This window comes from Microbacterium marinum, assembly GCF_014204835.1.
GTDB lineage: Bacteria > Actinomycetota > Actinomycetes > Actinomycetales > Microbacteriaceae > Microbacterium > Microbacterium marinum.
Genome location: NZ_JACHMD010000001.1, coordinates 537,383 through 550,715, shown reverse-complemented (window position 1 = coordinate 550,715; position 13,333 = coordinate 537,383). Strand labels below are relative to the sequence as shown.

The window sequence follows — 13,333 nt, the reverse complement described above, 5'->3', positions numbered from 1 at the left end:
GGGTCAGGCGTCGGCTCGCGCGGAGGTGGCCGCGGTGCAGTCGGCGCAGGTGCCGAAGATGTCGACGACGTGCTCGGCCTGCGTGAACCCGTGCGCTGCGGCGGTCGCCTGCGCCCAGGTCTCGACCTCGGTGGCCTGGATCTCGACCGCCTTGCCGCACACTCGGCAGATCAGGTGGTGGTGGTGGCCCGTGCTGGCGCAGGCCCGGTAGATGGCTTCGCCGTCGGGCGACTGCAGCTGGTCGGCTTCGCCGGTCGCGGCGAGGTTCGCCAGGGCCCGGTAGACGGTGGCGAGCCCGATGCCGGTGTTCTCGCCGCGCAGCTCCGCGTGGAGGTCTTGCGCACTCACGAATCCGGGGGCGCCCGCGAGCGCCGAGCGCACGCGCTCGCGCTGCCACGTGTTGCGCTGGACCATGGCCGGGATTCTACCCGCGGGCGCTGACGGACGGCTGGGTGCGAGGCGCGGCATCCGCTCGCACGACCCGACCGCGTCGGGCGCCGATGATGCGGCAGACGAGGTAGATCGCGAACGAGATGGTCGTGATGTACGGGCTGACCGGGAGGGTGCCGGCGACGGCGAGCAGGATGCCGCCCACCGCCGAGACCACGCCGAACGCTGCGGCCAGGAGCGGAACGGCGAGCGCCCCGGTGGCGACCCGGACGGCCGCGGCAGCCGGCGTGACGAGCAGCGCCATGACCAGGAGCGCCCCGATGATGTGCACCGCGACGGCGACGGTCAGGCCGAGGAGGAGCATGAAGGCGAGGGAGATCCCGACGGTGGGGACGCCGCGTGCGGCCGCGGACTGTGGGTCGAGCGAGTCGAAGCGCAGCGGCCGCCAGATGAGCAGCAGCGCCACGAGTACGACGGCGGCGATCGCGATGAGCCACGTCAGCTGGGAGGACTGCACCGAGACGATCTGCCCGGTGAGGAGGCTGAACCGGTTGGCGCTGCGCCCGTCGTAGAGGGCGAGGAACAGGATGCCGAGGCCGAGGCCGAACGGCATGAGCACACCGATGATCGAGTTGCGGTCCCGTGCCCGCGAGCCGAGCCATCCGATGAGAGCCGCGGCGATGATCGACCCGAAGATCGACCCGGTGACGACGTCGGCCCCGATGAGGAGGGCGGCGGCGGCTCCGGCGAAGGAGAGCTCGCTGATGCCGTGGACAGCGAACGCCATGTCGCGCTGGAGCACGAAGACGCCGATCAGGCCGCCGACGAGCCCGAGGATCGCGCCCGCCCAGACCGAGTTCTGCACGAGCGCGAGGATCTCGCCGTACACGGGGAGGCCGCCGAACATCGCGTCGCCGATGTCGTCCCAGGTCATGCGTGGCCCTCGTGATCGTGATGGTGGTGGTGCGAGGCCTCGGCATCCGGCGCACCGACGACGACGAGGCGGTCGCCCGCGCGCAGCACGAACACCGGCGCCCCGTAGAGGTCGGTCAGCACCGGCGAGGTGAGCACGTCCTTCGGCTTGCCGAGGGTGAAGCGGCCGTTCGCGATGTAGAGGATGCGGTCGACCTTGCCGAGCACCGGGTTGATGTCGTGGGTGACGAGCAGCACCGCGGCACCGGTGCGCCGGTGTGAGTCGATGAGCTTCACGACTCCCTGCTGGTTGGCGAGGTCGAGGCTCGTGAGGGGCTCGTCGCACAGGAGCAGCTGAGGGTCGTCGGCGAGAGCCTGCCCGACCCGCAGTCGTTGCTGCTCGCCGCCGGAGAGCACGCCCACGGGGCGGTCCGCGAAGCTGTCGGCGCCGACGGCGCTCACCAGCGCATCGACCCGCTCGCGATCGCGGCGGCGCGACAGGGGCACGCCGAACCGGTGGCCGTTGACGCCGAGCGCGACGAGGTCGCGACCGCGCAGGGCGGTGTCGCGGGGAAGCGGACGCGTCTGCGGCAGATAGCCGATGCTGCGGTTGCCGGAGCGGCGGACGGGCTTGCCGCTGACCGAGACGGTTCCCTCGCTGAGGTCCTCGAGGCCGAGGATCGCTCGCAGGAGCGTGGTCTTGCCCGAGCCGCTGGGGCCGAGGACGGCGATCAGCTCTCCGGGCTCGACGGTGAGGTCGAGGCCCGCCCAGAGCTCCCGGCCGTCACGACGGAGGGCCGCACCGTGGATCTCGAGGACCGGCTGCGCACCCGTCGGGTCGGATGCCGTGCGGTCGCTCACTCCGTCAGGCTACCCGCGAGCGCGTCGATGTTCTCCTGCATCCACTCCACGTAGTCGAGTCCCTCGGGGAGGAGCTCGGTGAACTCGATGACCGGAATACCCTCATCCTCGGCGAGCGAGACGATCTCCGTCGTCTCGGCGCCACCCGTTTGGGCGTTGGTGATCACGGCGCGGACATCGCCCGACGCGAGGATGTCGCGTGCCTCCAGCAGCGTCGCCGGCGGGACGTCCTGCCCCTCCTCCACGGCCTCGCTGAACGCGGCGGGCGTCGCGTCGACGAGACCGGCCGCCGCCGCGAGGTACACCGGGACCGGCTCCGTCACGAAGATCTGCTCGCCCTCGTTCTCAGCCGCGATCTCGCCGAGCGATGCTTCGAGACCCTCGATCTGAGCGACCAGGTCGGCCGCGTTCGCCTCGTAGGTGTCCGCGTTCGCGGCATCCAGTTCGCCCAGCTCGTGAGCGATGTCCTCGACGAGGTGGACGACGGTGTGCGGGTCGTACCAGACGTGCTCGTTGAAGCCCTCGATGTGGTCGTGACCCGCGTGGTCGTGGGCGTGGTCGTCTTCCGCGTGCTCGTCGTCTTCGGCGTGCCCGTCGTCTGCGTGCCCGTCGTTCTCGGGGTAGTCGTGCGAGTACTCGACGGCGGTGAGCACGGTGGCATCCGATCCGCTCGCGTCGATGAGCGCGTCGATGAAGGCGTCGTAGCCTCCGCCGTTCTCGAGGATGAGGTCGGCGTCCGCGACCGTGAGCTGTTCGCGCGCGGACGCCTCGTAGGAGTGCGGGTCCTGCGAGAGCGAGTCGATGATCGAGACGACCTCGACGCTGTCCCCGCCGATCGCCGCGGCGAGCGAGCCGTAGACGCTGGTCGATGCGACGACCGTCAGCGCGCGATCATCCTCCCCCACAGGCGTCGCGCAACCCACGAGGGCGACGGCGGCTGCGCCGAGGACGGCGATGGAGACGGGCACGCGGGAGATCATGCCCCCACTCTAGACGCTGTTGATAATCGTTATCAACTCGGGCGCTCAGCGTCGGTCATAGCGGCGCCCCGTCTCTAACTCCTCAAGAACGCACGGGACGGCGCGCCCCACCCCCGGAATTCAGTACCTCGCCGCCCGCGCCGCGCGCGGATGTGAGGAGTTAGCGCACGCGACTGCTCGGGACACGTCGACGTCATTCCGCGAGCGCGGCGAGCTCGGCGATCACACGAGGGTCGGCGAGCACGCGAAAATGACCTCCGGTGTCGAGCCGCACGTTCTTGCGGGCGCCCGCCAGCTCGCTTCCCTCGGGGATGTGCGGGTCGAAGCATCCGTAAACCGAGACGACGCGCGCGTTGACGTCGAGGGCTGTCGCGAGCGCCCGGATCGTGGCGCTGCGCGGCGAAAACACCCGCAACGACGGCAGCACCATGATTCGCCCGTAGGTCGACCCGCCGAACGGGGTCGCCACCGCGAGCATGCTGTCGATCCTGCCCGCCTCGGCGTCGAGCGCCATCGCCCGTTTGCCAACCAGCCCGCCCTTGCTGTGCGCCAGCAGGACGCATCCGCGCAGGTCGTGCTCGGCGAGGTAGGCGATGACGTGGGATGCCGCGTCGTCGACGGGTCGCCGGTTGTGACGGAGGACCGGGAGGACGTGCACCGGATGGCCGCGCCCGTGCACGGCGACGATCAGCGGCTGCATGAACTTCCACGTCTCGTAGACGCCGGGCAGGATCACGATCGGCGCACGGTCGCCGTTCAGGAATGACCGCGGATCGACGCGGTTGACGAGAGCGCGCGCCTGCCAGATCAGGGCGTACGCGTAATCGCGCACCCACCACGCGCCGATGCGGAGCGGCGAAGTCATCGCGCGTCACCCGCGGACGGTCGCGAGGCGACGAAGGCCTCGATCGCGGCCGCGACGGCGCGTGGTGCGCGCTCCTGCACGACGTGGCGTCCTCGGGGAACCTCGACGAGGAGGGCGTCCTGCGCGGCATCCCTGAGCCGGCGACACCACGCCAGGCCCGCGATCGGATCCCGCTGACCGCGGAGCACGAGCAGCGGGCGTGTGAGCGATCGCGCCCGATCCTCGATCGGATAGGTGAGCATGTGGCGCAGTTGCGCCGAGTACCAGCGCATGCCGCAGCGCAGGTAGTCGGTGAACACGAGCCAATTGACGGCGGGTGACTCGCCGAGCGTGTCGACGGCGAGCGCGCGCGCCTGCGCGAGCGGCGTCCGATGCCGGTCGTCGGCCACCGGCCCCATTGCGACGACGTGCGAGACGAGGTCGGGTCGCTGTGCGGCCAGCTCGATGACCCACTGGCTGCCCATCGAGTGGCCCACGACCGCGACGTCGCGTGGATCCAACTGATCGAGAAGGGCAGCAAGGCCGCGAGCCATCCCCGCGACGTCGGGGTTGCCGCTCGGTTTGGGCAGGCCGCCGAAGCCGGGAAGGTCGACCGAGATCACCTCGGCGTCGAGCGCGAGCTGCGCGTGGAGGCGGCGCAGGTAGCGATGCGAGACACCGATGCCGTGCACGAGGACGTAGGTCCGCGACGCGGACGGCGCGGGGGAATGGATGACCCGGAACGCAAGCCCCTCGACCTCCAGCTCGCGGGTGACGTGATCCGATCTCACTTCTCGGGGTCGTTTCCCCAGTTCATCAGCGAGTACCGCCAATCGGTGTGGGTGATGTCGCCCTTCGGCCGCTGCTTCGCGTGGCGGGCGACGTAGCCGTGCACCTTCTTCATGTGCGCGTAGTCGGCGTCGGTGAGATCCGCCTTCTTCGTGCGGAGGATCTTCACGATCCGCCGTCCCGACGCGTGCCCGACCGACTCGCCGCCACCGTTCTTCTGACCGACCGAGCGCGACTCGTCGGTGTCGAGCCAGTCCTCGATCTCCTTCGGAGTCATGTTCACCGCGTCGTCGAACTCGTCAGCGATCCGCCGCTTCTCGTCGTCGTTCATGCTCCGAGCGTGCACCGCCCGCTCCGCCCGCGCGACGGGGTTGCGCTCGCACGCGGCATCCGGCAGTCCCTCCGTCTGGGAGCGGTTCGCGGCTAACGCTCCTCAGCCGGAGTGATCACTGTGCGCAGGCCGACAACGGATAGCGACGTCTTTAAGCTCCCGCGAGACGCTGGCACCTCTATCGAAACGGCCTACTCATTCACGGCACGCAACGATGGGCCGAGCTCGGCAACACTTCGGTTCATCGGGACACGGGGCGTGTCCATGAACCCTTTCCGAGAGCAGCTGCACCCCGGCGAGTCGGTGGAAGTAGATGTGACCATCTCACGGACTGTCGCTGAGTGGGTCCAGCTCGTCGATGACGTCAATCCCAACGGCACCCGCATCGCGAAGCGCGCCGCGGTGCTTCAGGTCAACTACAAAGGGCCCCGCGACGCCGATGTGGACGAAGTCCAGCGGATCGTCGTAAGCGGGTCGCTTCTGATGCCTGTAGAAGGCGCAGAAGGCGATCGGCGACCGCATCACCACCCCTTCGAAGATCAGACTTTCGGGGTAGATATGCCCACCGTCGAGCGCACCTACTGGCGGTCCAGAAAGGCTAACGAAAAGTTCGATTCCGTACTTCCGGAACAGTGAGGGGAGACGCCCACCGCGGCGGCCGCGTCAGTCTTCTGACATAACGTCGATTATCGGTCAACCCGAGACGGGTGAGGGGCCGAGTGGCGCGCTGTCTAAATGCGGCTGAGCAACTCCAGGCTGATTAGCCTGCAGCCTTCGCATTCGGCGAGACTTTGTCGCAGGGCTCTCCTTATGGCGACTCGATCGGCGCCGGTATGACGGCTCAGGATGAGGGCAACCTCTGCGCATGCATCGACGATCAGATTGCCGGGAATCTTCTCAAACTGTAGGTAACTCTCGACGAAAGACGCGGTTTGAGAAACTCTCGTACTGGTGTCATAGAGGCATCGTCAGAAATCCGTCATTGCTGCGGTGCGCGACCTGTTGCTTGGTCGAGCGCGTCGGTGAGGTCGGAAAGTTGCTCGAGTTCCAGCTTCTCGCCGTCGAGGAAGAAGGTGGGAGTGCCGGTGACGTTAAGGTACTGCCCATCGTTGAAGTCCTCCTCTACCCGCTGCTGCGTTGCCGGGTCCGCAACCGCAGCGTCATAGGCATCCATGTCGAGGCCGAGGTCTTCGGCGTAGCTGCGGAACAGCTCCGCGCGGGACTCGCGGAGTTCCCCCCATTCAGCTTGGGTTTCGAAGAGACGGCTGTGCATGGCTTCGAACTCGTCTTGTTGAGCGGCCGCTTCTGCCGCGAGGGCGGCGTTCATCGAGTTGAAGTGCCCTGGAAGCGGGAAATACCGGACCACGAAATTGATGTCCCCGGCGTACTCCTCACGAAGCTGTTCTACGACCGGGTAGAACGCTCCGCACGCCTCGCATTCGAAGTCGAGGAACTCGACCAGGGTTGGCGCGTCGGGCCCGGCGTCATCGAGAACATGGGAATTGGCACGAGCCCCGGGGAGTGCCCCGTCGGTCGCGGCCGGGGGTGTGGGCGCTTCCGGACGGTTGATGAACGCGATCGCGGCAACAAGTGCGACGAGGACAACGACCACGGCGATCGTCACGATAGTGGCTCTTGCTGCAGGTTTCACGGAAACTCCTGATCATTCTGACGGTGTGTGCGATCTATTGGCGCCTGACATGCGGGCATCGGGTAGGGGTTCGGGCAGACCCATCGGGGGTGTGGGCCTGCTCGAACTGGCAGAGTCGTGGCACCATCACGCAGCTGCCGCAGGGCGACGAGGGAGTGCGCCCCGCCTACCATCGCCGGTTTGGCTCGGTAGTTGATGAGGAGAGGAACCGACACTGAGCGTCGGAGCCTCCGTACGACTAGCGATGTCGAGGGTTGCATTGTCAGAGGCCGACTCCGCGTGCTCGGAGGAAGGCTGCTGGGTCGACCCGCACCCCGCCGATGTATACCTCGAAATGGAGGTGGCATCCGGTGGAGGCTCCGGTGGTGCCGGCATAGGCGATGACCTGCCCGGCGCGCACCGTCTGCCCATAGCTGACGTTGTACCCACCGTTGAGGATATGCGCGTAGGCGGTGACGCTGCCGTCGCGGTGTTGAATCTTGACGTAGTTGCCCCAAGAACCACTCCACCCGGCAAAGATGACCGTTCCTGCTGCTGCGGCGTATAGCGGTGCGCCGCAGCCTGCGGAGAAGTCGAGTCCGCGGTGGCCGCTGGATGTGCAGTACCCGTTACTGCAGATTGTGCCGCGCGACCCGAAGGGAGATGTCACCCCTCCGTGCGCAGGCCGCACCCACCCGGCGGAGCCGGGACGGCCGCCGGGTGAGCTACCGGCACTGGGTCTTCCCGGCTGGCTGCCTCCGCCTGCTGCGGCTTGTTGGCGGCGGCGTTCCTCTTCCTCGAGCCGGCGGCGTTCTTCCTCGCGTGCCCGCTGGGCGGCTTGCTCTCTGGCTTTCCGCTGTGCTTCTTCACGGCGCTTGCGCTCGGCTACCACACCTGCCCGATATCCGGCAGTGGTTTTGGCGGTGGTGTCTTGCAGCGCCGAGAGCTGCGCTTCGAGGGTGAGCCGGTGCTCACTCTGCGCGAGGAGTGCTGCCTGCGCGGCCTGCGCGGCCTGTCGCGCCGCGTCCATGCGCTCCTCAGCTTGCAGCTTCAAACGGTCTCGCTCATCGCGCGCGACCTTGGCCTGGTCGGTGAGGCTCTGGGCGCTGTCACGTGCGCCGGCGGCGTCCGCATACACGTCACGATTCGCGTCGACGAGCTTGTCGACGGCGCCGAGACGCGCAAGCAGGTCGTCGGCATCCGCCCCGGAACCCGAGAAGAACAGTTCGAGGGTAGGATCACTTTTCCCGTTGCGGTACTGCAACGCGGCGAGGTCGCCGAGCTTCGCCGCTGCCTCACGAGCACGGGCAGTTTCGGCGTCAGCCTGATCCTGGAGGGTCTGCGCCCGGTCGACGGCATCCTCAAACGCTTCAAGAGCGAGCAGATACTCCTGCCCCAGCCGTTCCGCCTCGGCTTGTTTCGCGTCGACGTCGCGTTCGAGGCCGCGGATGAGGCCTTCGATACGGGCAATCTCAGTGCTCTTTGCGGCCTGATTGGCACGCGCTTTCTCCACGTCGTCCCACGTGGGATACTTCGCCGCGAACGCCGGTACCGCTACGCCCAGCCCCACCGATCCGACCACGACTCCTATCGCGGCCAAGCCGACGACGCCACGGCGGGAAATGGTGCGGAGCGATCGCAGCTCGTCGGCTGTGGGGGCGCACCCGCAGTCAACGTCAGGCACATGCAGGGGTCCCTCCGGGTTGCGGCGTCTCATTGGGCGTCCTTTCGGGCGAGGGCGGTGAGGTATTCGTTGTACGCGTCGAGGTCGGCGTGCCCGTGCGCGTCAGCGTGCCGGTCGGCTTCGACGGCGCGTCGTGTGTCGTCGCGGAACCACCGATGCACGACGTAGATCAGCATGAGAAGCGTGGGACCTTCGCCGTAGGACCATGCAAGTGCACCTGCCAGCCACTGATCATCGAGAGGTTCAATGCCCCACGCGGCGGGCGGAGCGGCGAAGCGGTCGACCAGGAGGGTGGTGCTCATCATGAGAAACACCCCGAAGAACGCGTGGAGCGCCGCCTCGGCAAACAGATCGAGAGCCCTGCCCGGGTAGGACATCCGCGAGGGCAGCGGATCGTTGGAAAGAATCGGTACCGTGAACAGGACCCCGACCGTCAAAAATGCGACATCGAGGAGCTGATGTCCGCCGGGCACGGTGAGGATCGGGTCGGCAAGTTTGGCGAGGTACAACCCGTAGAACGCCAACAGGTGTAGGGGCACCGCGACGGCGGGGCTCAGCGCCCATCGAGCGGCTCTGCTGCGCAGGCCCGCATGCGCCAGTCGAAGGAGGATGAGGCCCAGGCCGTGGTGTGGTGTCGAGCGCAGAAGCAACGTTCCGGGAGACCCCAGGATCAGCAGCGGCGGGATGGTGAACATCAAGGTCAGCTGCTGGAACATCGAAACGGAGAACAGTGCGTAGCTGTAGTTCTCGACACCCAGACCGGTGACGACAAACAGGATCACACATCCCAGCAGGAACGACCCCGCGCGCGCCACCGACCAGCGTCTCCGCTGCTGCCGCAATCGGACCACTCCTGCCACGTACGCGGCCGCAAGCACGATCGCGACGACCGGAAGCACCGGAAACGGCTGCGGATAGGGAGTGAGAAACGCGAGGAACGAAGGCGGCGCGTCGGGGATCCAAGCGCTCACCGCATGGCCCCCCACCCCGGCAGCCACTGCTTCGTTGTCCTCCTCGGTGGGGCGTGCTGCGGCGGTGCCGTGCCGCTGGGGTGTTCGCGTGATCTCACGGTCGACGCACCTTGATGAGTGGACCGGCAATGAGGAACGCAACCGCGGCGACCGGTTGCGCCGCCGACCACACGGGCCCTGAGAAGGGGAACGGGAAGATGGGATTCCAGAGCACGACGATCGTCGCGAGCACTGGGATCCACCACCACTGTCGGGCCTGGAAAGCGAACCACGCGGCGATCGCCGCGAGGATGGCGACCACGAACCGCACGACCGTAAACCAGTCGCTCTCGAGCAGGGTGGGGGCCAGGAACAACACCGCCGCTGCGATGAGTGCCGGCGCCAGAGCGTTGCGCTGGTAGGTGGAGGGGGTGCGCTGCTTCTTGGTCATAGCGCACGCTCATCCGGCACCCGTGCGTGCGAGTCACCGTGTTGTGCCGTCGCCCGGTGGTGCCGCCGTCGCCGCCACAGGCTGATAAGCAGAACACCTCCACCGGCACCGAGTGCGACATCAGCAAGATTTCCGATGAAGAGGTTCCCGTACGCCAAGAAGTCGATGACGTAGCCGCGACCGAACGCGGGGTAGAAGAAGAGCCTGTCAATGAGGTTCCCTATCGCACCGCCGAGGACGAGCCCCATTCCGACAGCCCACCCCGGCGTTCGCGAGCGCCACGCGGCAATACCGAGAAGCGCGGTCGCGACCACGCCGAGCGTGGTCAGCACCCAGGTCATGTTCGAACCCCAGGAGAGAAACGCTCCTGCGTTGAAAGCCAGCTGCAAACCGAGGAGATCCCCAATCAAGGGGATGCGCTCGCTAGGGCTCAACCCGCTTAATGCGTTGGCTTTGGTGCCTTGGTCAATGAGGACGGTGAGCCCGGCGGTGATGACTGCGAGAGCGACGAGGCGGAGCCGATTAGCGCTCATCGGATCCCTCCCCAGTTTCCAGTTCGGCGAGATCGCGGCGGCGCCGTTCTCGGCCCATCATGACCACGACGATCAGACAGCCGCCAATGATTGCGACCCCACTGACAAGTCCTACGAGCGGCAAGACTTGGCCGGTTGAGTTGGGTTCGTTGTGTACGTCTCCCGCGGGAGTGGGCGGGGGTGACGGGCTGAGGGTTGGTTCCGAGCCGCTCGCCTTGGGCGTCGGGGGCACTGTGGTGAGCTCGCGGGGCTCGGCTGCGGCAGCCGGTGCGACGATCGCCGATCCGGCGACTACCGCGGCGAGCATCGTGACGGTGAACCACCGACAGTGTCTATTACGCATGGGTGCGGTGCTCTCCGAAGTGCGATTGGGGTTCGATCTGGAAGGTCGAGTGCTCGATGATGACCGGGAAGTGATCACTCACACACACCTGCAGTGACCGCAGCAGCTGCGCGGATTCCTCGCCGTTGAGCCCGTCATCCACCACCACATGCGCGGTCAGGGTCGGCAAGTCTGTCGACACCTGCGATGCGTGAAGGTCGTGGACGGCGATGACATGGGGTAGCTCCAGCAGGTGCCGACGCACGTCCTGGAGGTTTAGGCCCGGTGGGGTGGACTCAAGCAGCACGCTCCCTGCAGTGCGGAGCAGGATTAGTGTTCGGGGAATGATGAGCAGTGCGATCAGGATTCCTGCGACCGCGTCGGCCTGATACCACCCGAATGCTGTGATCGCGATTGCGCTGGCGATCACACCGACCGACCCCAGCGCATCGTTGAGAACCTCCAGGAAGGCGGCCCGCATGTTGAGGTTCTTCTTGCGCCCGCTCAGCAGCACGAGCAATGAAGCGATATTCGCGACCAGGCCGACGACACCGAAGAAGAGGAGCGCGCCGGAAGAAATCTCGGGAGGTTCAAATAGACGCCGGATTCCCTCGACAAGGGCAAACAACCCGACCCCCAACAGCAAGGCCGCCTGAGTCAAAGCGCCCAACACTTCAGCGCGACGCAGCCCCCACGTGTGGCGGTCTGTCGGGGCACGATTCATCAGATGGGCCGCGGTGACTGCGAGGCCCAAACCAATGACATCGGTAAGCATGTGTGCTGCGTCGATGAGTAGGGCCAGGCTGCCAGTGATCACTGAGCCCACGACCTCGATCACAAAGACCGAGCCTGTTATCGCGAAAGCGATCAGCAGACGCCGTCGCGGCGCTCCCTGCACTGTCCCATGGCTGTGATCTGCTCCCATGTGTCCGCTCCTCTCGCAGGAAAGATGGATTCGCTAGGCACTCATCACGCGACCGCCACCGGCGAACGCGCAGATGGGGTGCATGCTGAGTTGTCGCCGACAAGCAGCACGCATCGTCGCCCGCGGCGTGACCCTCGCGGCCGGTGCCGGCGGCAGCCGCGAAGAGGCGGGTGCCAGCCGATTAGGCGGTGGAGACTGTGCTCAGATCCGGGCAATGCAAAGAAGAGCGAGCGTCGACCTCGGGACGTGTGCGCGGCGCGGGGTGATCGCCAGTCGCACACGTCGTGTTGAACCGATGAGTCGACGTCGACCGAAGAGCGCGAAAACTCGATGCAGCCACGCGAATCCAAGCAGGCAGCAAACCACGCCGAAGATGCAAACGCCTACTGTCATCGCAACAACGTCGTCGGAAGGAGCCGTGAGAGATGCGGTCGCCTCCGTAGAGGACGGGGAGGCGTTGCTCACCGCGGGTACCGGCGTGCCCGCGACACCGTCCACATGGGACATCGCCAGGATCCCGCCCATCAGCAAGAGGACTGCGATGGCGACCGTAATGAGTTTCGTTATCGGTCGGGCGGTGATGGCTACTGATGTCGCGTGCGTGAGCGGCATCCCAACCATGGCGGTGAAACTATATCAACCGGGCGATTGCAGGAGTGTTCGCCCGGAAGTGTGTCGGTGTGTCCGCCTGACGAGGTCCTGACCCGCGGGCCGCGCGGATGCCGTATCAGGATGATGACAACCTCTGCGATTTCGTGCACGAGGACGACGCCCCGCAAGCCCGAGCATCCGGGCCAGGACGAATGCGAACCGCGCCGACGCTTGAAAAGCACTAAGCGGCAGCCTCGTTCGAGTACCTGACTCAGATCCGCCGTGACAGAGAGCAATTCGGAGCAGCTACCAGCGCAAAAACTCGTACAACTTTTGCACCAATTCGCGTACAGTAGAGCCATGTCGTTCGGATTCGCTCTGCCAATTCTGTCCGTGCTGCCCACCTCCGAGGCGCGAGCGGCCTTACCGGATGCCCTGCGGCGATTTCGCTCGGAGGGTGCCCTGGCGCAGCCCGTTGTGTTCGGCGGTCACCGCCGTGCTGAGGGCGTCGTCATCCCGTTCGAGCTGTATGCCGAACTGCTGCCGGTGATCGAGGATCTCGAGATCGCCCACCAGGTTCGCGAGCGCGTCGCAGCCGGCCAGTCTGGTTCGCTGTCCGACATCGCCGCCGGTTTGGGGCTTGATCCTGACAGCTACCGCTGATGACGGCACCGCTCAAGCTGACAGCCATCCTGCCCGGCTTTCAGCAAGACATCGACGCGCTTCCCGACCAGGCCACCAAGAAGATGGCTCTCGACATGCTGGTGCTCGTCCGGGACGGCAAGTTCACGGGAATGAAGCTCGACTCCCGAGTCGGGACGGGCGACCTGGGCGATTGCTACAAGCTCTACTTCGACCCGGACGGGTCCGGCAAGCCTCGTTATCGGCTTGTGTACCGCTACACGCCTGATGAAATCAACGCCGTCGCAATCGAGGCTGTCGCTGTGGGTAGGCGTCTCAACCTCGACGCCTACCAGCGCGCGATCGCGAACCTCGGGCGCTGATCTAGACACAGAAGTCCCGGTGGCCTCGCAAGGGTGCTGCCGGGACCTCATGTATCCGTCACCTCGGCGCTGGAGAAGCTGAGCGAGGCGGTCGCGAGCGCGGATCTCGCAGATGTGCTGAGAGCTGTATCGCGAC

16 protein-coding genes are annotated in these 13,333 nt (G+C 66.5%); 3 read left to right on the top strand and 13 right to left on the bottom strand.

Translation table 11 applies throughout. The features are described 5' to 3' along the window. Positions 1 to 3: 3 nt before the first annotated feature. From BKA24_RS02725 to BKA24_RS02695, 7 genes are all read right to left on the bottom strand, one after another. A complete protein-coding gene (locus BKA24_RS02725) occupies positions 4 to 414 on the bottom strand; it encodes a Fur family transcriptional regulator (protein ID WP_184214819.1) in 411 nt (136 codons plus the stop codon). Positions 415 to 424: 10 nt separating this feature from the next. Continuing rightward, positions 425 to 1,324, bottom strand: a complete 900-nt coding sequence (locus BKA24_RS02720) for a metal ABC transporter permease (RefSeq protein ID WP_184214817.1) — start codon at positions 1,322 to 1,324, stop codon at positions 425 to 427. After that, a complete protein-coding gene (locus tag BKA24_RS02715; RefSeq protein ID WP_184214815.1) occupies positions 1,321 to 2,163 on the bottom strand; it encodes an ATP-binding cassette domain-containing protein in 843 nt (280 codons plus the stop codon). Before BKA24_RS02715 ends, BKA24_RS02720 begins: the two co-directional genes overlap by 4 nt. After that, the gene (locus BKA24_RS02710; RefSeq protein WP_184214813.1) at positions 2,160 to 3,143 is read right to left on the bottom strand and encodes a metal ABC transporter solute-binding protein, Zn/Mn family; all 984 of its coding nucleotides are present in this window, start codon (positions 3,141 to 3,143) and stop codon (positions 2,160 to 2,162) included. The genes BKA24_RS02715 and BKA24_RS02710 overlap by 4 nt, the downstream gene beginning before the upstream one ends. 193 nt (positions 3,144 to 3,336) lie before the next feature. Continuing rightward, on the bottom strand, positions 3,337 to 4,008 hold the full coding sequence (locus BKA24_RS02705; protein WP_184214811.1) for an esterase/lipase family protein: 672 nt from the start codon (positions 4,006 to 4,008) through the stop codon (positions 3,337 to 3,339). After that, positions 4,005 to 4,778, bottom strand: coding sequence for an alpha/beta fold hydrolase (locus BKA24_RS02700; RefSeq protein WP_343065884.1), 774 nt, complete (start codon positions 4,776 to 4,778; stop codon positions 4,005 to 4,007). The genes BKA24_RS02705 and BKA24_RS02700 overlap by 4 nt, the downstream gene beginning before the upstream one ends. After that, a complete protein-coding gene (locus BKA24_RS02695; RefSeq protein WP_184214809.1) occupies positions 4,775 to 5,107 on the bottom strand; it encodes a DUF3140 domain-containing protein in 333 nt (110 codons plus the stop codon). Before BKA24_RS02695 ends, BKA24_RS02700 begins: the two co-directional genes overlap by 4 nt. A gap of 264 nt (positions 5,108 to 5,371) precedes the next feature. On the opposite strand from BKA24_RS02695, the gene BKA24_RS02690 reads away from it, so the two are divergent. Continuing rightward, entirely contained in the window at positions 5,372 to 5,743 is a 372-nt protein-coding gene (locus BKA24_RS02690) for a hypothetical protein (RefSeq protein WP_184214807.1), read from the top strand. A 343-nt stretch (positions 5,744 to 6,086) separates the two neighbouring features. Here BKA24_RS02690 and BKA24_RS02685 read toward each other — a convergent pair whose 3' ends face one another. From BKA24_RS02685 to BKA24_RS02660, 6 genes are all read right to left on the bottom strand, one after another. Further along, positions 6,087 to 6,731 (bottom strand): DsbA family protein, encoded by a 645-nt coding sequence (locus BKA24_RS02685; RefSeq protein WP_343065883.1) that lies wholly within the window; start codon positions 6,729 to 6,731, stop codon positions 6,087 to 6,089. A gap of 289 nt (positions 6,732 to 7,020) precedes the next feature. Further along, complete coding sequence (locus BKA24_RS02680; protein WP_343065882.1) at positions 7,021 to 8,319, bottom strand: peptidoglycan DD-metalloendopeptidase family protein; 1,299 nt, start codon at positions 8,317 to 8,319, stop codon at positions 7,021 to 7,023. 131 nt (positions 8,320 to 8,450) lie between these two features. Continuing rightward, positions 8,451 to 9,419 (bottom strand): cytochrome c oxidase assembly protein, encoded by a 969-nt coding sequence (locus tag BKA24_RS02675; RefSeq protein WP_343065881.1) that lies wholly within the window; start codon positions 9,417 to 9,419, stop codon positions 8,451 to 8,453. Positions 9,420 to 9,486: 67 nt separating this feature from the next. Continuing rightward, positions 9,487 to 9,822 carry a DUF6804 family protein gene (locus BKA24_RS02670; RefSeq protein ID WP_184214801.1) on the bottom strand — a complete coding sequence of 112 codons (336 nt, stop codon included), beginning with the start codon at positions 9,820 to 9,822 and terminating at the stop codon, positions 9,487 to 9,489. Further along, entirely contained in the window at positions 9,819 to 10,355 is a 537-nt protein-coding gene (locus BKA24_RS02665; protein ID WP_184214799.1) for a signal peptidase II, read from the bottom strand. The genes BKA24_RS02670 and BKA24_RS02665 overlap by 4 nt, the downstream gene beginning before the upstream one ends. Before the next feature lie 335 nt (positions 10,356 to 10,690). Continuing rightward, a complete protein-coding gene (locus BKA24_RS02660; RefSeq protein ID WP_184214797.1) occupies positions 10,691 to 11,602 on the bottom strand; it encodes a cation diffusion facilitator family transporter in 912 nt (303 codons plus the stop codon). 951 nt (positions 11,603 to 12,553) lie between these two features. Here BKA24_RS02660 and BKA24_RS02655 point away from each other — a divergent pair. Both BKA24_RS02655 and BKA24_RS02650 read left to right on the top strand, forming a co-directional pair. Continuing rightward, entirely contained in the window at positions 12,554 to 12,856 is a 303-nt protein-coding gene (locus BKA24_RS02655) for a hypothetical protein (RefSeq protein WP_184214795.1), read from the top strand. Then, on the top strand, positions 12,856 to 13,197 hold the full coding sequence (locus BKA24_RS02650) for a hypothetical protein (RefSeq protein WP_246366988.1): 342 nt from the start codon (positions 12,856 to 12,858) through the stop codon (positions 13,195 to 13,197). The genes BKA24_RS02655 and BKA24_RS02650 overlap by 1 nt, the downstream gene beginning before the upstream one ends. Positions 13,198 to 13,333: the final 136 nt, after the last annotated feature.